The sequence below is a fragment of the Pseudomonas sp. SIMBA_067 genome (assembly GCF_046534675.1).
In the GTDB taxonomy this organism is placed as follows: domain Bacteria; phylum Pseudomonadota; class Gammaproteobacteria; order Pseudomonadales; family Pseudomonadaceae; genus Aquipseudomonas; species Aquipseudomonas putida.
Genome location: NZ_JAWRYH010000017.1, coordinates 95,110 through 115,815, shown reverse-complemented (window position 1 = coordinate 115,815; position 20,706 = coordinate 95,110). Strand labels below are relative to the sequence as shown.

Annotated in this window: 17 protein-coding genes and 2 tRNA genes; 11 read left to right on the top strand and 8 right to left on the bottom strand. The window is 56.3% G+C overall.

The genetic code is table 11. From position 1 onward, the window contains the following. The first annotated feature begins 78 nt into the window (after positions 1–78). A tRNA-Lys gene (locus SB765_RS26525) sits at positions 79–154 on the top strand. Between the two features lie 205 nt (positions 155–359). Here SB765_RS26525 and SB765_RS26520 read toward each other — a convergent pair. The 3 genes from SB765_RS26520 to SB765_RS26510 all read right to left on the bottom strand — a co-directional run bounded on the left by SB765_RS26520 (position 360) and on the right by SB765_RS26510 (position 2,676). After that, a complete protein-coding gene (locus tag SB765_RS26520; RefSeq protein WP_234229745.1) occupies positions 360–1,655 on the bottom strand; it encodes an NAD(P)/FAD-dependent oxidoreductase in 1,296 nt (431 codons plus the stop codon). 84 nt (positions 1,656–1,739) lie between these two features. After that, entirely contained in the window at positions 1,740–1,913 is a 174-nt protein-coding gene (locus SB765_RS26515; protein ID WP_410932187.1) for a DUF3094 family protein, read from the bottom strand. A gap of 133 nt (positions 1,914–2,046) precedes the next feature. After that, positions 2,047–2,676: a DUF1780 domain-containing protein gene (locus SB765_RS26510; RefSeq protein ID WP_016501581.1), complete on the bottom strand. Its 630-nt coding sequence runs from the start codon at positions 2,674–2,676 to the stop codon at positions 2,047–2,049. 193 nt (positions 2,677–2,869) lie between these two features. Between SB765_RS26510 and SB765_RS26505 the strand changes: the two genes are divergently transcribed. Continuing rightward, positions 2,870–3,577 (top strand): energy-coupling factor ABC transporter permease, encoded by a 708-nt coding sequence (locus tag SB765_RS26505; protein ID WP_016501580.1) that lies wholly within the window; start codon positions 2,870–2,872, stop codon positions 3,575–3,577. Positions 3,578–3,688: 111 nt separating this feature from the next. On the opposite strand, the gene yacG is transcribed toward SB765_RS26505, so the two are convergent. Genes yacG through SB765_RS26485 form a run of 4 tightly spaced genes read right to left on the bottom strand, consistent with a single transcriptional unit; the run spans position 3,689 to position 6,586 of the window. After that, positions 3,689–3,889 carry a DNA gyrase inhibitor YacG gene (gene yacG / locus SB765_RS26500; protein WP_016501579.1) on the bottom strand — a complete coding sequence of 67 codons (201 nt, stop codon included), beginning with the start codon at positions 3,887–3,889 and terminating at the stop codon, positions 3,689–3,691. Beyond that, positions 3,886–4,509: a dephospho-CoA kinase gene (gene coaE, locus SB765_RS26495; RefSeq protein ID WP_410932186.1), complete on the bottom strand. Its 624-nt coding sequence runs from the start codon at positions 4,507–4,509 to the stop codon at positions 3,886–3,888. The genes yacG and coaE overlap by 4 nt, the downstream gene beginning before the upstream one ends. Further along, positions 4,509–5,375 carry a prepilin peptidase gene (locus SB765_RS26490; RefSeq protein WP_410932185.1) on the bottom strand — a complete coding sequence of 289 codons (867 nt, stop codon included), beginning with the start codon at positions 5,373–5,375 and terminating at the stop codon, positions 4,509–4,511. Before SB765_RS26490 ends, coaE begins: the two co-directional genes overlap by 1 nt. A gap of 2 nt (positions 5,376–5,377) precedes the next feature. After that, the gene (locus SB765_RS26485; protein WP_410932184.1) at positions 5,378–6,586 is read right to left on the bottom strand and encodes a type II secretion system F family protein; all 1,209 of its coding nucleotides are present in this window, start codon (positions 6,584–6,586) and stop codon (positions 5,378–5,380) included. 216 nt (positions 6,587–6,802) lie between these two features. On the opposite strand from SB765_RS26485, the gene SB765_RS26480 reads away from it, so the two are divergent. The 9 genes from SB765_RS26480 (at position 6,803) to SB765_RS26440 (ending at position 15,118) form a co-directional block, all read left to right on the top strand. Further along, on the top strand, positions 6,803–7,213 hold the full coding sequence (locus SB765_RS26480; protein WP_016484801.1) for a pilin: 411 nt from the start codon (positions 6,803–6,805) through the stop codon (positions 7,211–7,213). Positions 7,214–7,284: 71 nt separating this feature from the next. Next, positions 7,285–7,360, top strand: a tRNA-Thr gene (locus tag SB765_RS26475). 161 nt (positions 7,361–7,521) lie between these two features. Further along, positions 7,522–8,811 (top strand): tyrosine-type recombinase/integrase, encoded by a 1,290-nt coding sequence (locus SB765_RS26470; protein ID WP_410932183.1) that lies wholly within the window; start codon positions 7,522–7,524, stop codon positions 8,809–8,811. Between the two features lie 300 nt (positions 8,812–9,111). Then, on the top strand, positions 9,112–9,345 hold the full coding sequence (locus tag SB765_RS26465) for a pyocin activator PrtN family protein (protein WP_410932182.1): 234 nt from the start codon (positions 9,112–9,114) through the stop codon (positions 9,343–9,345). 240 nt (positions 9,346–9,585) lie between these two features. Continuing rightward, a complete protein-coding gene (locus SB765_RS26460) occupies positions 9,586–9,849 on the top strand; it encodes a helix-turn-helix transcriptional regulator (RefSeq protein ID WP_410932190.1) in 264 nt (87 codons plus the stop codon). Further along, a complete protein-coding gene (locus SB765_RS26455; protein ID WP_410932181.1) occupies positions 9,846–10,181 on the top strand; it encodes a hypothetical protein in 336 nt (111 codons plus the stop codon). Before SB765_RS26460 ends, SB765_RS26455 begins: the two co-directional genes overlap by 4 nt. An 813-nt stretch (positions 10,182–10,994) precedes the next feature. Beyond that, positions 10,995–13,877 carry a DUF927 domain-containing protein gene (locus SB765_RS26450; RefSeq protein WP_410932180.1) on the top strand — a complete coding sequence of 961 codons (2,883 nt, stop codon included), beginning with the start codon at positions 10,995–10,997 and terminating at the stop codon, positions 13,875–13,877. 88 nt (positions 13,878–13,965) lie between these two features. Continuing rightward, positions 13,966–14,844, top strand: a complete 879-nt coding sequence (locus tag SB765_RS26445) for a chromosome segregation protein SMC (protein WP_410932179.1) — start codon at positions 13,966–13,968, stop codon at positions 14,842–14,844. 85 nt (positions 14,845–14,929) lie between these two features. After that, positions 14,930–15,118 (top strand): hypothetical protein, encoded by a 189-nt coding sequence (locus SB765_RS26440; protein ID WP_410932178.1) that lies wholly within the window; start codon positions 14,930–14,932, stop codon positions 15,116–15,118. Between the two features lie 296 nt (positions 15,119–15,414). Here SB765_RS26440 and SB765_RS26435 read toward each other — a convergent pair whose 3' ends face one another. Beyond that, positions 15,415–20,496, bottom strand: coding sequence for a hypothetical protein (locus tag SB765_RS26435; protein ID WP_410932177.1), 5,082 nt, complete (start codon positions 20,494–20,496; stop codon positions 15,415–15,417). Positions 20,497–20,706 lie beyond the last annotated feature (210 nt).

Genomic DNA, 20,706 nt, shown 5'->3' with positions numbered 1-20,706 from the left:
GTGTAGCGCAGTCCGGTAGCGCGCCTGCTTTGGGAGCAGGATGTCAGGAGTTCGAATCCCCTCACCCCGACCATTTTAGGGTCGTTAGCTCAGTTGGTAGAGCAGTTGGCTTTTAACCAATTGGTCGTAGGTTCGAATCCTACACGACCCACCATGAATAAAGGGCATCTCGAAAGAGATGCCCTTTTTCTTTTGCCTCAATTTAACCCACCTCTTACCGCAACACGGGCCCTTGTGGGAGCAGCCTTGTGCTGCGAAAGGGCCGGTACGGCAAAAGATTTTCTCTGCGGGTAATGGCCTCTTCGCAGCACAAGGCTGCTCCTACAGGTCAGTGCATTGCCTGCAGGAGCGAGTGCCTGTCAGTGCAGCTTCAGGCGTGGCTCGGTACCCCGGCCAATCTTGCTCCCCAGCATCATCAACGCCGTGCGGAAGAACCCGTACAACGCCATCTGGTGCATGCGGTACAGCGACACGTAGAACATCCGCGCCAGCCAGCCTTCCAGCTTCACGCTGCCCATCAGGTTACCCATCAGGTTGCCCACCGCCGAGAAGCGCGACAGCGACACCAGCGAGCCGTAGTCCTTGTACTCGTAGGTCGGCAGGGTCTTGTTCTCCAGGCGCGCCTTCAGGCTTTGCGCCAGCATCGAAGCCTGCTGGTGTGCCGCCTGGGCACGCGGCGGCACATTGCGGTCGCTACCCGGTTGCGGGCAGGCAGCGCAGTCACCGAAGGCGAAGATGTTGTCGTCGCGGGTGGTCTGCAGGGTAGGGCGCACCACCAGCTGGTTGATGCGGTTGGTTTCCAGCCCATCGATGTCCTTCAGGAAGCCCGGCGCACGGATACCCGCCGCCCACACTTTCAGGCTGGCCTGGATCACCTCGCCGTCTTTGGTTTTCAGGCCGTCCTCGGTCACTTCACTGACAGCCGCGTTGGTCATCACCTTCACCCCGAGTTTTTCCAGGGTCTTGTGCACCGGCACGCTGATGCGCTCCGGCAGCGCCGGCAGCACGCGTGGGCCTGCCTCGATGATGGTGATGTGCATGTCCTTGGGCTGGATGCGGTCCAGGCCATAGGCCGCCAGTTCGTGGGCGGCGTGGTGCAGCTCGGCCGCCAGTTCCACACCGGTGGCACCGGCGCCGACGATCGCTACGCTGATCTGCTCGCTAGCCACGTCGCCGGCGTGGGCGCGCAGGTAGTGGTTGAGCAACTGCTGGTGGAAGCGCTCAGCCTGCTTGCGCGTGTCGAGGAACAGGCAGTGCTGCGCCGCGCCCAAGGTGCCGAAGTCGTTGGTGTTGGAACCCACGGCAATGACCAGCGTGTCGTAGCCCAGGGTGCGCGCAGGCAACAGCTCGCGGCCCTCGTCATCGAGGGTGGCGGCCAGTTGAATCTGCTTGCCCTCACGGTCCAGGCCGCTCATGCGCCCCAGCTGGAAGTTGAAGTGGTTCCACTTGGCCTGGGCCACGTAGTTCAGTTCGTCTTCCGAAGAGTTCAGCGAGCCGGCGGCCACTTCGTGCAGCAGTGGCTTCCAGATGTGCGTGAGGTTGGCGTCGACCAGGGTGATTTCGGCCTGCTTGCGCTTGCCCAGGCTTTTACCCAGGCGGGTCGCCAGTTCCAGGCCGCCGGCGCCGCCGCCGACAATCACGATGCGATGAGTCATGGGGATATCTCATAAGGTTTACGGAATTCGTGGCCCTTTGGGCCGGCCGCAAACTGCACGAGGGGAGGGCGAGCGCGAAGCAGCTCATAGCACCAGTCCACTCAGCAGGCGGCTGATGAGACCCAACCCGATGGTCACGACCACCACCAGCACAAGGAGCAGCCACGGCCGGAATGGCCTGCGCTCGACTTGGTGCTGGGGGGCTCGCAGATACTCATCGACACGACGCTGATCTTCCGGGTTCAGGCGGCTGGTCATGGTGGGCCTCGTCAGGTAGACGTTTGTGACTGCGCAAACGCTACAGCGTTCGTGCAGGCGCTTTGAAACAAATGATAATGCTTTCTATCTCTGGCGCCGAGTGTACGCCATCGCAAACACTCGCTGCACTGGATCAAAGACTGATGCCCACATCAAAAACAATGCTGCGCCCTAGGTTGCCACGCAGGAAGTCTGGCGCGTCGGGGTGGGCGAACAGCACCCGCGCAAACGTCGGCCCCACCAACGACAACGAGCGCCAGCCTTGGCGCAGGTATTCGGTGGGCGGCGGGAAGTGGGTGTTGAGGTCGAGCACTTCGCGCTTGAGGCTGGAGAAGGCGATGATGTCCAGCTCGTTCAGCTCCAGCCCGCGTTCCCGGTAGTTGTGCGCTTTCTTGCGCAAGGTCGGCGCCAGGCGCGCCAGCAGCTCGGTGGCACTGATGCGCCGCGGACGCGCTTCACGACGCACCAGTTGTGCCAGGGAAAACGCACTGCGCCGGCGCTGCAGCTCTTCGCGCCACTCATCGTTCAGCCGACGCCCCTCGTCGAGCACGAAAAACACCTCGAAGGCCGCATCGCGGAACAGCACATCGGGCGGCTCTTGTCCGGCCGGGGTGAAGTCCTCGCTGCGGTAGGGGATGTTCAACCCCTGCAATAGACGCTGGCACACCCAACGCTCCCGCTCCCACTTGCGGGCGTTGGAGAGAAAGGCGTTAGCTTGCTCGGCCTGGATGGTAAGCAGGCGCAGGTAGTCTGAGTCATCCATGCAGACAAGCTTAGCCGCTAATCGATGACGGTAAGATGCTGTTTAAGCGTGGGAATCAGCCCAGTACTGATAACGCTTGCACAGGTGCGCCCGATTTCTTCGGGCTTGACCGATGCTTCCTGGATCGAATGAGGGCACTAATCCACCGCAGCCGAAGGAAAGGGAGAATGGGTGTAGACTCGATCTTATCCACATGGCTGCAAAGGGTATTGTTCAGGTGATCAGCGCGCAGGTGTTGTCCGGCACCACCCTTACTCTTGGCTGGCTGGGTTTTGTGCCGTTGCTGATCTGGGCGGTAAGCCGGGTTCGCTGGGTTGAACTGTTCACCGACCGGCGCCGCCAGCATTTGCTGTTTGGCACGGTGTTCTGCCTGTTCGCGCTGTGGCTGGTGAGGCGCGATTTTGATACCGGGGTGTCGTACCACTTTATTGGCATGACCGCAGTCACCCTGTTGCTGGACTGGCCGCTGGCGGTGCTGGGCGGGTTCATGGCCCAGCTTGGCTTGCTGGCGCTAGGGCGACAGGACCTGGCGGCGCTGGGGGTGAACGGCTTGTTGCTGATTGGTTTGCCGGTGCTCATTACCGAGGTGTGCGCGATAGTGGTCGAGCGCGCCCAGCCGCGAAACCTGTTCGTTTATATCTTCTGTTCGGGGTTCTTCCCGGCAGCGCTCACCGTGCTGGTTTGCGTACCGGCGGCGCTAGGGTTGTTGTGGCTGGACGGGCGTTTTGCCCTGCCGGAGTGGCTCAGCGACTTTGTCGGCTACCTGTGGCTGATGATGTTCCCCGAGGCGTTCATCAACGGCATGGTGATCAGTGCGCTGGTGGTGTTTTGCCCGGAATGGCTGGAAACCTTCAACCGCACACGGTATCTGCAGGCGCCCTGGAAGGACGATGAGCGGTGATCATACGGCGGCTCTGCCATCATATCTAAAACCTGACGCGGTCTCTGTGGGAGGGCCCTTTCGCGACACAAGGCCCCTCCCGCAGGCCGGCACAGCCGCCTTGCAATCAGCTCAGTGCCGCGGCTCCAGGTCCCCCGAATACAGCTCATCTTCGGACTCTTCCGACCCCGCAATCTTGTGCTCCTCGGCTGCCCAGGCCCCCAGGTCGATCAGTTTGCAGCGGTCCGAACAAAACGGCCGGAACGCGCTTTTCTCGGCCCATTCCACAGGTGCGCCACAAGTAGGGCAATCGACGGTCAACGGCTGGCTCATGGCTGGCCTCCTTTCAAAGTCAGGTAAAAGTGGTGCAGGCGGTCAATCTGCTCATGCAGCGCGGCCAAATCGCCGTCGTTGACCACCACATCATCGGCATGGCGCAGGCGGTCTTCACGGGCCAGCTGGGCCTGCAGAATCGCCTGCACCTGTTCGGCACTGGTGTTGTCCCGCGCCAGGGTACGGGCTATTTGCAGCTCCTGCGGCGCATCGATCACCAGCACGCGCTGGGTCTTATGGCACTGCCCCGATTCGATCAGCAGCGGCGACACGTACACCGCATACGGCGACTGCGCCTTGGCCAGGTAGCTGAAAATCTCTTGCCCGATCAGCGGGTGCAGCAGTTGCTCCAGCCATTTGCGCTGCGCCGGGTCGGCGAAGATCAGCTGGCGCAGGGCGGCGCGATCAAGCTGGCCGTCCGCCTGCAACACACCCGGGCCGAAGCGCTCGACGATGCTGGCCAGGGCCGGGCGGCCAGGTTCGACAACCCAGCGCGCCGCCTGGTCGGCGTCGACCAGGTGCACGCCAAGCTCGACAAAGCGCTCGGCAGCAGCGCTCTTGCCGCTACCAATGCCGCCGGTCAGGCCGAGAATCCAGGGGGTAAAGGCTGCAGTGGCCATCAGTATCCAAGCAGTTGCATGTAAGAGGCGTATATTTCATCACCCCAGAGCACAGCAATCCACCCCGCAATCGCCAGATAAGGGCCAAACGGTATCGCCGTGCCCATCGCATGCCGGCGCAAACGCAGCAGGCACAGGCCAACCAGCGCCCCCACCATCGACGACAGCAGCAGCGTCAACGGCAGCACCTGCCAACCGCCCCAGGCCCCTATCAGCGCCATCAGCTTGAAGTCGCCGTAGCCCATGCCTTCCTTGCCGGTGACCAGCTTGAACACCCAGTACACCGCCCACAGGCTGAGGTACCCGGCCACTGCGCCCCACAACGCGTCGGCCAGTGGCACATACAGGCCAAAGGTGTTCACGATCAGCCCAAGCCACAGCATCGGCAGCACCAGCACATCCGGCAGCAATTGGTGGTCCGCATCGATCAGGCTCAGGGCCAACAGGCACCACGTGAGCGGCAGTGCCAGCAAGGCCTCGACCGAAGCGCCAAAACGCCAGGCCACCACCAGCGACAGCAGCGCGCTGGCTATCTCGACCAGCGGGTAGCGCGGGCTGATACGCGCTTTGCAGGCTGAGCACCGCCCGCGCAACGCCAGGTAGCTGAGCACCGGAATGTTCTCCCACGCACGAATCTGATGCGCGCAATGCGGGCAGCGGGATGCCGGCAGGCACAGGTCGAACCGTTCGTGTTGCGCAAGCGGCAGCCCCAATACCTCCTGCGCCTCACGCTGCCATTGGCGCTCCAGCATGATCGGCAGGCGATACACCAGCACGTTGAGAAAGCTGCCCACCAGCAAGCCGAGCACCGTGGCCAAGGTGAGGAGGTACGCCGGCTGCTCAGCCAGCAAAGTCCATAAAGTCATGTTCAGATCAAACTACCCAACTGGAAGATTGGCAGGTACATCGCCACCACCAGGCCACCCACCAGCAGGCCCAGGATCAGCACGATGGCCGGCTCCAGCAGGCTGGTCAACTGGTCCAGCGACTGGCTGACCTGTTCCTCGTAATGGCAGGCGGCTTTTTCCAGCATCTGGTCCAGCGTGCCACTGGACTCCCCGATGGCGGTCAGCTGCACCAGCAGCGGTGGGAACAGTAACTCGCCCGCCATCGCCTGGTTCAGCCCCTGCCCATTGGCCATGCCCTGGCGCAGCCGCAACACCGCCTGCTCATGCAGTTCGCCCCCCGTCACCCGGGCCACCGTGCCCAGCGCATCCAGCAACGGCACCCCGGCGCCGTACGACGTTGCCAGGCTACGCGCAAACCGCGCCAGCGCCGCCTCCCTCAGCAACTTGCCGAACACCGGCAAGCCCAGTACACGTCGAGATATCCACAGGCGCGCTGGCGCGTGCTGCCGATAAAGCTGGCGCACGGCCAAACCCAGCACCACCCCCATCACCAGCAACAGCGGCGCAAACCGGCTCAGCCCTGTGGACAAGTCGATCACCCACTGGGTAAATGCCGGCAACGCCGCGCCCATCCCCGAGAACATGCTTTCGAATTTCGGGATCACCTCCAGCAACAAGATCGCCGACACCCCCAGCCCCGTCAGCAACAGCAGCAGCGGATAGACCATCGCCTTGCGCACCTTCTTGTGCAGCGCCCGGTGCTGTTCCAGCATGCCCGCCAGTTGCTCCAGCTGCCGGTCCAGCGTGCCGGACTGCTCACCTACCCGCACCAGGTTGCAGTACAACGCATCAAACCATGCCGGGTGACGCTGCAACGCATCCGCCAGCCCCAGGCCCGAGGCCACATCCTGCTTCAATCTACTCAGCAACGCCGCCTGCGCCGCATCGCAACCACTGCGCCCCATCACCTCGAACGCCTGCAGCAGCGGCACCCCGGCCTTGAGCAAGGTCGCCAACTGCCGGCTGAACCCCGCCGGGTCCGCCTTCACCCGCCGCTTCGGCAAACTGAACACCAGCCCGCTGGCCGGCCGCAGACTGGCTACCGTGATGCCTTGGCGAATCAGCCCGGCGCGCACATAAGCCGGGCTGCGCCCAGGCGTTTGGCCGCTGACCGGCGTGCCGTTGGCGTCGGTGCCGTGCCAGCGGTAAAGCAGTGAAGTTGAAGTCATGCAAAGGTCCTTTTCCTGCCCCGGCGACAAGCCTGGAAACAGCTTGCCGCGTCCATGCAAGGGCGCGCGTCCGTGATGCTCACTAGAGTAGTTCAGCGAAGATGACGCCCAAGCGGGCAGGGGTGACAAAAGGTGTCTGTTCAGGCCTACTGCGCCGCTGCCGGTTGGGGCGCAACCCACCTCAATGTGTAAGCGAATCAAAAAGGAAAGATGTTCATGAAAGGGCAACGCGGTATCACCCTGATCGAACTGATGATCGTTGTCGCGATCATCGGCATTCTGGCGACCATCGCCTTACCGATGTACACCAACCACCAGGCACGCTCCAAGGCCGCGGCCGGGCTGCTGGAGATCAGCGCGCTGAAGACGGCGATGGACCTGCGGTTGAATGACGGGAAAGACGTAGCGGCCGTGGCCGAACTGGGTGGCCAGCCGGCGACCGCGCATTGTGCGATCACCGCTAGCGGCAAGGCGGCAGATGGCAGCGGCAGCATTGCTTGCACGCTGGTGGATGCGCCGGCCAACGTGCTGGGCAAGGCACTGACCCTGACCCGTTCGGCCAGCGGCTGGGCGTGCACCACCGACATCGAGGAAGACCTGGCGCCCAAGGGCTGCAAGGGGGCTTGAGGGTAGGGCAATAAACCAGCGGAAACAGGGGTTTGCGTTGCGGGTGTGAGCAGTGGTACGTTGCGCTACACGCCGGTGTAGCTCAGTCGGTAGAGCAGCGCACTCGTAACGCGAAGGTCGCAGGTTCGATTCCTGTCTCCGGCACCAGAGACCAGTTTCCAGAAGTCTATGACTGTCTACGAAACACCCCGCAGAGCCCGCCTAGCGCGGGCTTTGTTGTTTCTGCCTGTCTCGTTTTGTCTCTGGGCATCTACGCGATTTAGGGATATGGTTAGGGATATCTCGGTTCGACAAGGAAACGTATCCCTATGGCGCGCACAGTGGTGCCTCTCACCGATCCCAAATGTGATGCGGCCAAGCCTCGGGAGAAGGACTACAAGCTGTTCGATGGCAAAGGCCTCTACCTGCTGGTGAAGCCGTCAGGGGTCAAGACCTGGCGTATGAAGTACACCAAACCTGATGGCCGGGATGGTTTAGCAACGTTTGGCAACTATCCGGCGCTCGGCTTGAAAGCGGCTAGGGAGCGACGCGCTCAGGCGCTTGAACTCCTTGCTGCAGGGAAAGACCCCATCGAGCAGGCGCGCTTGGACAAACAGGAAGCGGCTAACGCCCGGGCGAATACATTCCGTTTGCTTGCTCAGGAATGGCACGCGGCCTGTGCTCGTAAGTGGACACCTGGTCATGCCTCCACCGTGTGGCGCCGCATTGAATCCCACCTGTTGCCCACTCTCGGTGATCGTCCGGTCGCGGAGCTCAAAACACGGGATCTACTAGTTCCGCTGAAAGCGGCGGAAAAGCGGGATACCTTGGATACGGCTGCACGCCTACGCCAGTACATGACCGGCATCCTCCGCATGGCGGTTCAGCATGGCCATCTGGATTTCAACCCTGCGATCGATCTGCAAGGCGCCACGGCTACCCGCAAAACAGCGCACCGGCCTGCTTTGCCATTCGAGCGCTTACCTGAGCTTCTCCAGCGGATAGATGCCGACAGCGGGCGCGGCCTGACCAAGCTCGCGGTGCAACTGACCATGTTGGTATTCATCCGCTCCAGTGAGCTCCGCTTCGCTCGCTGGGGAGAGATAGACATGGGGAGGCTGATGTGGGAAATCCCTGGCGAAAGAGTGGCTATTGAGGGGGTGAAGAACTCCCATCGAGGCTCCAAGATGAGCACGCCACACCTGGTGCCGCTCAGCCGACAGGCTGTAGAAGTCCTGGAGAGAATTCGTAACCTCACTGGTCGTTTCGATCTGGTGTTTGCGGGTGACCACAATCACTGGAAGCCCATGAGCGAGAACACAGTGAACAAATCGCTGCGGCGTATGGGGTATGACACCAAAGCAGAGGTATGCGGCCATGGTTTTCGGACTATGGCCTGCTCCGCACTGGTTGAGTCTGGGCTTTGGAGTAAGGACGCTGTCGAACGGCAAATGAGCCACCAGGAGAGAAACACGGTGCGTGCCGCATACATCCACAAGGCTGAGCACATACAAGAGCGTAGGCTCATGGTGCAGTGGTGGGCTGATTACTTGGATGCTAATCGCAAGGAGGCAATCACCCCCTACGATTTTGCCCATGGGCGGTTGCCTCATTCATGAAGCAGATTGGGTGGGAAATATCGAACAGGGACATTTGGGTAAATCTGGTTGGGGATGCTCAGCCTCTTCAAGGCCGGTGTATCAGGTGTATCAAGTGTAACGATAGGATGCAACGCATTGAAAACATTGATGAAAACCTGTTTACACCTTATGCAGTGTCGGCTTACACCCGGGTGTAGCACAGCGAAAAAGTGTAACAGCCGGAATGCCCAGCTCTTTCTGCTGGTCGCTCTTTCGTTCGGACAAAACATCTAAACGGCGCGGAATTCAGGCCACAGCCATGGGGCGCGGGGGGGGCAAATGATTGATACCCAAACATACGACATGCTTTTGAAACGTTTCGGCAGCACGTGCTTACCGCTTGAGCTCGTGCGACAGCACTATTTTTCACACATGGGGATGCCGGCGCTTCTCAGGGAGTTTGGCAAAGGGAGGATATCGTTGCGCGTAGTGAAGGGGGAGTGGGGCGGACGCATGCAACGGGTGGTATACCTTCACGACCTGGCTAGCTGGCTCGATCAAGGGGGCAATTGACCCCCTTACCACTGCGCAGCAGGTTGTCGAAGACCACTACCGTTCGTCGGGGCCGAATGTCGTATAGATGTGACGAAGGTGCTACGAAGAAGCGAAATGGGGATAACTCCAGTCGGCTAGAAATTTCTCTGTTTCTTTCCCGAGTGAATCGGCATAAATAGTTGGCCCTGTTCATACCAATACAGGGAACTAGCTATGACAGCTCGTAGCACTTCAAGCGCCACCCCTCTTGCACCGTCAATTCCAAGAGCTGACCTCGGTGACACGAACCCACTCGGTTTTGATCCAGCAACACGACTGATCCGCATAACAGATGTGGTCGCCCTGGTAGGTCTTGCGCGTCCGACGATCTATAAGCTGATGAGCCAGCCTGAAAGCGGTTTTCCCCAGCCAGTCAAACTCACGGATAGCACCGCTCGCGGTGCGCCTGTCGCTTGGGTCTTGTCTGAAGTTTTGGACTGGACCCGCGCCCGCATTGCCGCTCGCGACAAGGTGGCGGCATGACTCCAATCTTCCTGCCACACACCATCCTCGACGCGGTTGGAGAACTTGAAGGCGGCCGGCCTGCGATGGCCATGGGGCGTGATCGCCTACGCGCTTTGCGCGATCGTGCCATTTCTGAGGGCGCGCACGTTCTGCTCTTGGCTTGGCCGTCGCTGGAATGGGTGATGCTGGCCGTCGAGGTGCCATCGGGCGTAGTGATCGAAGACGCGCGGCAACTAATCCCCAACCTGCTGGCCAATCCCGGTGCCTTGGAGCACATGCGTTCAGGGGCTCGCGATGGCCAGCATCTAAGTTGGCTGTCTCTGGTCCGCCCCGTCGCCGCTAAGCACTAACGCAAACGCCCCCGGCTGCAACCGGAGGCGTTAGAGGTACATTCGTATGCCCCCTCAATCTATGACGTCGTGCGTGATCGCGCAAGCCTCGCGTATTGCTCTTATCAAATCGAGGCGCTATGCTCCGGCTGTCGCTGCAAATTCAGTGACCGGGTTTGGCGACCCGATATACTTGGCGCATAGGCGCCCCATCCGACAGCAGGCGCTTTTTTTGTGTCTGCCGTTTCGTGTTATGGCGGCTGTGCGTGGGAGGCCTTCGGGCCTGCCGGGTTCCAAGTTCCCGGTTCGCCAACCTGCGCACAGCTGCCACCCAAAATCGTTTGGCGACGATCAGTGGCAGCTCCAGCTAACTTGGAGTACCACACATGCCCGCCCTCAATCCGTCCAAAATCCGCGCCGCCGCCCACCGGGCAATGGCTCTCGCCGCTCTACACGCAAACTCAAGCCTTGCTACCCGCCTCGCACGCTACAACCGACATATGAGCATTGCTCGCTCCCTGGAAACCGTCGGGGGTGCGCAATGAAATCTGCATCTAAGGGACTTGAGGGGCGTCTCCCCGAAGACCTTCTATCCGTATGTGCAACCAATGATGCCGGTGTGCCAATTGATGCCATCACTGCGGCTTGTTCCCGCGTCGACGCCGTTTTGCACTTGCTCATGGCACAGTTCAATTCCGGTCCGGATGTTGAGAGGTTGTCTGACTCAGTAATAGCGAATGTTATTTGGGACGTCCAAGGGACAGTGGGACTGATTCGGTCGCTGGCTTTGCACGGCGACAAGTCCACGTACCAGCTGGTGCATGGAGCGGGCAAATGAGCAAGCGCCCCAGCTTTTCCGAAGTCAAACACGCCTCCCTCAAGTCAATCGACCAAGTCCTTTCTAACTGGTTGCCAGGCGGTAAACGGGTAGATGGCGGTAAGGAGTACACCGCACCGAACCCCACCCGGAATGACAAGCACGCAGGTTCTCTGAAAATCAGCCTGACTAAGGGCACGTGGGCTGACTTTGCCACGGGCGACAAAGGCGGAGACTTGATCGACCTGGTGGGTTATCTCGAAAGCTGCTCTGACGTTGATGCATGCCAGAAGCTGGTGGAGTTTCTGCGTATTGATCCAAGCGCGGCTATCGCGACTCAACCTGCGAAAAAGCCCGCCGTTTCTGAGTGGCAGGCAGTACTGCCGATTCCCGCTGAAGCGATGGCGAAATGCCCAAGCAAGCATCGACAGCACGGCGCTCCATCGAAAGCTTGGTGTTACCGCAACGGGCAAGGCGAGCCCTTGATGGTTCTCTATCGCTTCGATGTCGCCGGCAGTCAAGATGAACCCACCAAGAAAGTATTTGCGCCGCTCACCTGGTGCGTGCGTGGCGCGCAAGGGCCGGCTCAATGGCGCTGGCAGGGGCTAGCTGAGCCACGCCCTCTGCTACGCATGGATAATCTGAGTAAACAGCCAGACGCCCCGGTGATTCTGTGTGAAGGCGAGAAGGCCGCTGATTCAGCCCAGGCACTTTTGCCCACACACGTGGCCACCTGTTGGCCGAACGGATCCAACTCTTGGCATAAGGCGGACTTCACACCGTTGCGGGGCCGTAGGGTGCTGTTGTGGCCGGACAACGATGACAGCGGTACCAAGTGTATGCAGGCGGTGGCTGCCAAGCTGGCGGAAATGGGCTGTGAAGTACGCACCATCGATCTATCAGTGTTCAAGCGCAAGCCCGTGCTCAAGGGTGAAACTCCGGGTTTTGCCAAAGGTGGGCGCTGGAGCGACGGAGATGATGCCGCCGATGCATTGGAAAAGGGCTGGACTGCCTCACACATCGCATTGCTTGCTGAGAGCGGTGAGCTGTTCGGCGGCTCGAATCAAAGCTCTCCACTCGCTGTCGAGGTCGCTGATGCAAAGCCAAGCAAAGCGGCGAAAGCTAAGACCCGCCCCAGCCGGGAAACTCTCCCGACGGGCTTCCGCCTGACAGAAGACGGTGTGTTCTACGCCACCGAAGATGGTGACGCTCGCCCTGTGTGTTCACCACTTGAAATTCTTGCGCGCACTCGCGACGAAAAGGGACACAACTGGGGTCTACTCGTCGAGTTCGATGACCCCGACGGTGAAAAGAAGCGCTGGAACATCCCGGCGCGGACCATGACAGGCGACTTCGGCAAAGACGTATTGGGTCCGTTGGTCGACATGGGGCTGCGCCTTGCCGGTTCTAGGTCAGGCAGGCATGCGCGCAATGATCTGCAGAGTTATCTGCAGGGTTTCGACAGCTCGCAGCGGGCACGATTGGTTACCCGGTTGGGCTGGCACAACAACGCATTCCTGTTGCCTGATCGCCAGATCGGCCAGCATGGCGAGCACCTTCACTTTTATGACGCTGGCGCTCAGCTCCCGCCAATCAACGAGGCGGGAACTCTAGAGCAGTGGCAGAGCCAGATTGGCGCTTTGTGTGTTGGTAACCATCGCTTGGCGTTTGTAGTCAGCACTGCCTTTGCCGGCCCCTTGCTTCATCTTCTTGGCCACGAGTCAGGTGGCTTCCACCTGTATGGCGATAGCTCGGGCGGCAAGACCACGCATCTGCAAGTAGCCGCGTCGGTTTACGGCGGACCACGTCTGGTGCGTTCTTGGCGATCAACCGACAACGCCTTGGAGTCGATAGCGGCGGCGCACTCAGATGGACTGTTGATCCTTGACGAAATCGGCATGTGTGATGCTCGGATTATCGGCGAGACGGTCTACATGCTGGGGAATGGCACCGGCAAAGCCCGGGCAAATGATCGAGGACAAGCAGGCCGCTCCGTCCAGGAATGGCGACTGCTGTTCCTTTCGACTGGCGAGAAGACGCTGGCGCAGCATATGGCCGAGGCCAACAAGGAGCTCAAGGCCGGCATGGAGGTGCGCATGCTGGCGGTGCCGGCGAACGCTAGTAAAGGATTGGGCATGTTCGACACCCTGTGCGGGTTCGAGGATGCAGCGGCGCTTTCGGACGCTCTCAAGCTGCGAGTTAGTAAGTTCTACGGTACACCGCTGACGGCCTTCCTGGAGGCAGTGTGCGCTGCCGGCAAGCTGCCGGGTTGGATCAGCATCTTACGTCGCACGGTCGAGCAGTTCATCGCGCAAAACGTCCCAGCTTCGGCGAGTGGTCAGGTGCAGCGAGCGGCAATGCGGTTCGGCTTGGCTGGTGCTGCTGGCGAGCTGGCCACCTCCTTGGGCGTGACCGACTGGCCGGATGGCGTTGCGCTCACAGCGGCCCGCGTTTGCCTGCATGCTTGGCTGGCGGAGCGCGGCGGCGCTGGCAACATGGAAGGTGAAGCCATTATGGCGCGCCTGCGCCAGGTCATTGAGCGTTTCGGCGAGAGCCGGTTTACGCGGTGGGAGTCCATCGCCGCTAAGACTGATGAGCATGGCCCAAGAACGATAGACCGTTTGGGTTTCCGCAAAACCATGGAACACGGCATGGGCGACACCATGCACACCACTATCACTTACTACGTGCTCCCCGAGGCGTGGCGATCAGAGGTGTTCCGGGGAATGAACATCACAGCCGTGAATCGCGAGTTGATAGAGCGAGGCGTTCTACAGGGCGGCAAGGACGGAAAGGCGTCTTGCACTGTGCGGCTGCCTGGCATGGGGATGCAGCGCTGCTATGTGGTGCTGAGTGAGCCAAACCCCGAAGCGCCGTTGGCTGAGGCTGCGGCTGCCTGATAGCAGCCCTTGCACATGAGGAATACGCCGGCACGCCCGGCCTCGCCAGCCGCTCAACTCACACATCAACTTTATGGATGACAGATCAATGAAAAGCCTAGAAAAACTGAATACCGAGCGCAGCCACCACCAAACAGAGCTTCAAGAGCTCGAAGGGCAAATCGCCCAATGGGAAGTGCACTTGAGCGACTCAAGCTTCGCAGCGACCTCAGCCGGCGATGACCTTCTTGTCCGCCTGCGAGAGGCAAAGTTAAAAGTCGGCGACATCGAATACAAGATCTCCGTCATCGACCAGGACATCGAATGGTACGACCGGAAAGCCAACAGCTCCGCGCTAATGGCAGGATACAGACAGACTATGGAAAGCTGGTCCGCCGACAAAGTTGATCTGGAAGGGAAGCGGAAAGCCCTCTACACGCGGTTGGCAGAAACGAAGAGCCAGTCCGAGAAGATAATTGCTGATGCCCGCGAGTCCGAGGAGCAGGCTGCGCGCGCCTACGCCCAAGCAGTTGCATGGGGCGACGTTGAGGGTGAGAAGAAAGCAGCCGATGATACACAGAAGGCGGCGAAGACATTGAACTCAGCGATGGAACAACAACGTCGACAAGCCTTGATTATTACTGCGATGGAGCAAGAAATCGAGACCATCGCTGCGCACATCGAGGAGGCATTTCAGAACATTCTTAAAGCGGAGCGCTCAGCAGTTTGGTTGGTTAAAGAGCGTCTAGAGGAACAGTGGGATGCGTCGGCGAAACAGCTTTTGGATGTAGGGGCACAGCTGTATGCAGCGAAATGCTACATGGGGCACGAACAGATGGCATTTCTGGGTTTCAAAGTAGGTAGTCAAACAGAAGGATTTACAACCTGGGACTCTCAGGACATTGCGAAACTGAGCAGAAGCTACTCTCCTTCACAGATCATCGACATTCAAATCACAGGGGCCACGCAAGTCGATAGCGCGGCTTGATAAGGTGCCGGGCGTATAACGGCGATAGATTATAATATGCTCGGCACCCACCTATTTCCCAGTGCAAGCGAATAGAGTTTCCGATATGAAAGCAAAAGAAAAGAAAGAAAAGACATTGAATGAAGCCCTCCGTGAACGGAGGCTCCATCTGATAGAACTCAACAGCCTAACAATCGGAAGCTACAAGGCCTTTTCCAAAGTGCAGCTTTTGTCAATTGAATTAAACAACGCCATGATCAAATGCATTGAAGTCCAACTTGAGAGACGATCTTGAGCACCTGGCTAGCTAGGCTTTATGTAATGTGCAGGGCAAGTAACACATATGCCACTTTAATTATTTTTGGATGTCAGGAGCCGAAGGGCAGCAATCGAGCCTGAGCAAATTTCCGCTAGGGTCTGCTAAAGGCCAATAGCTTCCGCTCGCATGGCATCCATCAATGCAAAGAAGGGCGCGTAGTCTACTAGTGAATCATCCAGTCGTTGAGCGTTGATAAAAGCACCAACTTACTATTTTAGCGATTCTTCCTCCGCATGCCCTATAAGCCGCCGAAACTTATAGGGCATATCATATCAGACAGCAATCCTGCGCGTGCGAATCAGCGACTCACGAAGATAGTAGGCCCTAGCAGAGCCTGTTTCCACTATGCCAGTGAGCAGATCCAAGCAAGCCTCATATCTTCTGCGACTAATCTTACTTCCTGAGCTCTGCAAATATTTCGCCATCGACATCTCAAGACAAAATGCCGCATTCTCACGAGAGTCTAGAACCCTCGGATTCTCCTTAAACGCTCTGGCCAGAATATCGATACCCTTTTCAAAGAACAAATAATGGGAATGATACATCAAGGTACATAGCGACTCAAAAACAAGACTATTTGCGGCTGATCGCTCGCAAAAACCTATGAGAAGTTGAGCGCCGACCTCTAGCGCCTTAACCCTCATTGGGTGACGAGGGGCAAACCCGTCCGCATACAACATGCCGCGCATAAACATATTCAACTCAAATTGACGACCTCCATATTGGGTGTTGGCATCAGTCAAGGCGATCTCATGCATCTGCGGCGCAAGTAGACTCCAGAGTTCCCAAATTCCGCTGTAATCTTCTGCTGCCTCCATGGACGCGTCAAATCGGAGTTTCACTCCGTAGATAAACCCCGGATCCTTTTGGCAGCCTTCAATCAAAACGTCGATTATAGATTCGAAATTACTTGCTCTGGTTGCTATAGCATGATCTCCCAAGCAATCCTGAATAACTTTTTTGACTTCATGATTTAATCGCTCCGATCGATTAATGTTCCGGTCCGAGTTTTCGTCATCATAAACAATGGAAACTGTTCTAGATAAAAGCTCTGCACATACATTTTCGGAGCTGCCAAATGGAATCATCAGCATCGGAACGTGGAATCGCCACATGGAATGGGATTTAGATGTAATGCTGGCGGGCTCAGCAGTAAACTTACCCTCTAGAACCTCCTCTCTGAACTTTGAGATAAGGGCGGGCCATTCGTCTGGCGCTGAACTCCCTCCATAGTATGAAGTGCGCCGAGTATAACTATTTGTCAGCTCGAAACGGGCGAACTCAAGTGCACCGATTAAACAAGCGTTTGCTAGTGCCTCATCTCGCGCCCACAGATAGTCTCGAACCCCTTTTGCAGCTGAAACACACACATGAACATTAGCGTGAGTAAGAGCCGTTACGATGGTGTAATGAAGGCTCGCTACTTGCTCCGGATTAAGTTCACAGTCCAAAAGTTTAGCAAGAACATAAGCACAAGCGCCGCTTCCAGAAGAGTCTGTTGCGTCGACAGCCGTGTGTCCGTCTAATTCATCAGAATGGAGATGGATTACCTGGATGATCACATCCAAGCACCAGCCGAGATCCTCTTCAGATAGTTGATTGAAATAGTCTCGTACCGCCACGGCAGCAGCGGTAGCCACGGCCCCGAGAGCCATGATCTCAAGATTTCCAACTCTACCCTGTATGAGTGATTCGAGAATATCTTTAGCATCTTTGATTGCTTCGGCACAAGAAATGAAAGCATCCCTGTTTATCTTGGGGTCTTCAAATATTTTTTTTGACCAAACGTATAAACGGCTAATAGGAGCATCTGACGCATGCTTATTCTGATGCTCCGATTGAATCTGCTGAAGATCTTCACTGAGTTCTTGTTTGGATTGAAAAATTATTCGGCTGTTTTCTTTATCTTCTATTGCCTCCCATTCCCGAGTATTGACGCGATGGATCAAAAATTTCAAAGCCTTATCATCAGTTGCTTCTGCGATCTCAATTAGCTCGTCAACGATTTTACAGGCTTCTGATCTATAGTTCTCAAGAAGCTGGAGCTTCGTCAATAGTGTTTCGAGATTTTCATTGCGCCAAGTTCTTAATGTGGCTTGCTTTCGTTCTTCCTCGTATATTCTTGACATTGAATCGCGTTGAGTAGCAAACCAGTTTAATTCGCCCCCTTCTTTAAGGCTGCGCATCATATCTAGCTTGTAGAACATCGGGCATCTTAACAACGGATAAGCTAAGGCTCCAACTTTTTCAGGAAACCCAATCGCAACAGACGCTAGTACAGATGTTGTAAGTACTGAGTTACTGGATTTTAATACGTAGTCAAATATCCAAGTAATTTCGTTTTTTGCGGGAGGGTTCTCAACATACTCAACTAGCCAGCTTTCAAATGCCATCAGTGCGCACTGAAGTAAATATGGCACTGTCGATTGCCCCCGGTATCCACACCACAAGTGGGGCGAGGCATAGTTCAAAACTTGCGTGCCGTCTTGCGTATAGAGTTGAACTTGCTCAACCACCATTTCATCTAGAACATCTGAATCCGGCTGCTCTCGGTGCCTATATTCGGAGCATCCGTGCTTTTGAGCACCAGCCCGGCAAAGATCTAATATGAAGTCAAGTCCCTTGCGTGGATGATGCTGAAGTAAATACTTGAATGGCCCTCGAGCCCCACTGGCAGGGAAAAAACCACGCGGGTCTTCTAAACCATAACTATCAGCAACGCCAAGCATTGATCGGAAGATCCTGTCTTCACCCTCAGGTTCTGGACTCAACCATTCATGCATAGCAAGTCTGATGATGAAGTCTGGCCGATGGCGGCAGAGCATCGCCACCATGTCACCAGATAAAGCCAAGCTTACAAGCTCATCTACGTACCTCGGTCGCTCACGCCTACGCCTTGAAACAAACACATCCTTCTCGACTAACGCGTTGAACTGTTCTGGTATCGCTGGAACTACCTTCAGAAGAACCTTCAATAACTTGCTACGCAGCGACTCTCTTCTGTAGGAATTCTCGAAGCTCTCTAACATAAACAAGCACAGCTCACCAACAGCTTCGGACTCAGGAGGAAACTTAGACCAGATATTGATACCCTCTGACCAACTGTCTAATACCTCCACAATATGCGGGTAGTGGCTCTCATCAAAAGAAAGCCTGTGAGCGAAAGTGAAATTTAAAAGCGTACTCCACCCTTTACCGTAGGGCCTGAGGAACAGTAAAAATTTTGTGTCATTACTATCATCGTCAAGCTGGATACCTTCTAGACCTTCCATGGGTCGCTGACATGTGATGCGCAGAATAAAGAAAAACCTAATTAACAAGCGTGCTTGATCACAGAGCAAATTTTCTTTCAGCAAGGCGAAATAAGCCTCGGGGGCATCACTTTGAAGAATTGCTGCAATCACCTCATCCTTCCAATAGCTGGCGACAACTCCGTCAGCCAGAACATTCTCTATAAAATCCGTCAACTCTTCACCAGCTGCAATCTTGTGTCCTAACCACAAGCGAAACCCTCGATTTATAGCGGGCTCATTGCCTATAGCTGTTAGAAAATCGCTTGCGTTGCCGAAGCTTTCTAAGTACTCGCCCTCAATAAACTCTTCAAGCGCCCAATCCTCAAGAACATCATGAGCAGGACTTATAAGTGAAGTTCGAGGTTCTTTAAGTATTAAATTGTCCGACTCTAGCTTTGCCACAACTTCCGGATCAAAATCAACGTCACGAACGCCGAATACCATTTTCTTGGCGCGCAGCTTTGCGATTTCGATAAAGGTTGACCGACGACGCGCCGGCATCCCTCCTCGTCGGTCAGACTGGTTCTCAATAACCGCCCCCCAGATGGTTGACCTAAACTCTGACTCTGTTTCGCTAGTCCCGAACTCAGCTCCATTACCTAGAGCACGCACCGCGAGATCGATACAAAACGGGTTACTGAGAAGCCCTACCAATGATCGGTTCTCTGTTAACGGCTTGAGAGCGGGGAAACTAGCGCACACCTCTGCGACCTGGTCACTAGAAAATCCCGTAACATTGACACTATTAAACCGTATTCCGCGAGGCTGAAAATAATTAAATGCAAGTTGCTGGTATGCATAGTCACGACCGGTAGCAATGATCCCCCAATCTTGCTGTGCAGATATAAAGTTCAGAAGATCCGAAAATGCCGTTGGATTATTAAGCTCTAAAACTTTCTCAACCGACTCTATGACTAGGATTTTGTCCCGAATTAGCGCAAAATGGGTAGCAAGCTGTCCCAGGTCTGACCGTATTCCAGATGATGCAAATACATCATTAAGATGGCTTTTGTCGAAGTCTTCTGCCCGAACATAGAATATCGCTGCATTTTCGCCAACTGTTGCCGCATAGTCTTTGACGACGCCAGACTTCCCCGCCCCCCTTTCGCCAGTTACAAAAACAAATCCGCCAGCCTCATAAGCATCCCTGACTGCTTCGACGGCTTCATATCGCGAGACATGCGTGCCACTAATTGAGTTGGAAATGCCAGAGTAGACATGTTTACTTCGTTCCTTGAGTTTCTCAACATCTTCAGCAAGTGCATTATTTACGCTTGCTTTGAAGAGGCTCTTTAAGTCGCCAGGAACGTTGCTAATCGTCAGTGTCCCTGCGCACTGGTTGAAATCCTGTGCTACGGTGACAACCTTCGCCAATACGGCTGATACTGGTAGCTCTGAATGCTGCTGAACCAAAGCACCCAGCATAGCGGCCGTAACAGATCCAGCTTGGTCGACGTCATATGAGATGAGATAAAAAACTTTCAGAAACCTCCAGACCTCATCATCAGTCAGCGCCTTATCATTATTAGCCCGATCTAACTGCTTTCGAATCTTCTTTAAGCGCTCTATTTTCTTTTCACTTGTAAAGCCTTCGGCCATTGTTTTGCAAAAAAATTCCTCAGCGCTTGAAGAGTAGCGCGCCCATTCTAATACAGGAATAGTGTTAGTAACATCAACTTTGGTTAGCGGGCCAGTGACTAACGCGATGGAGTCGAAGCTTGTATTAAAATCAGGACTATTAAAGTCTTGCCAGGCTGCACCAATAACTTCCGAAAATGTCGAGTCGACAGCGTCACTTACTGTTATTTCGTGCTTTATTTGGACATACAGCCTATATATCTGCCCTGACACATCCACAGCTTGTATGTGAATGTCATCAGTATGCACGCCCTTATACTTACTCTGAAAACCCACCTCAGTGATCCGGGCACTGTTAGGCATGCATGGCACAGGCGTGCCAGCTAGGAATGCAACCAGAAACGATGCTTGTACGCGTGTCTCGAAATTGACACCGCCGCCACCTGTGGAAAATGGATTACTTTGCTCTTTCAATTGACCCATGCCGCTAACTCTCCTTCGAAACCCGTCTGAGTAACCATCCCTAGAAACGTCCCCCTTAATTCACTTCTTACTCTTTCACGGGGGGCGTTTCTGAAGTCAGGGTCTGATGCACACCTCACAAGCCGCCAGCTTAGGCTGCTGATGAAAGCAGTATCCGGCATGATGGCATCTTGATAGAACTTGGACCAGACGTAACGGGAGCTTGTAACC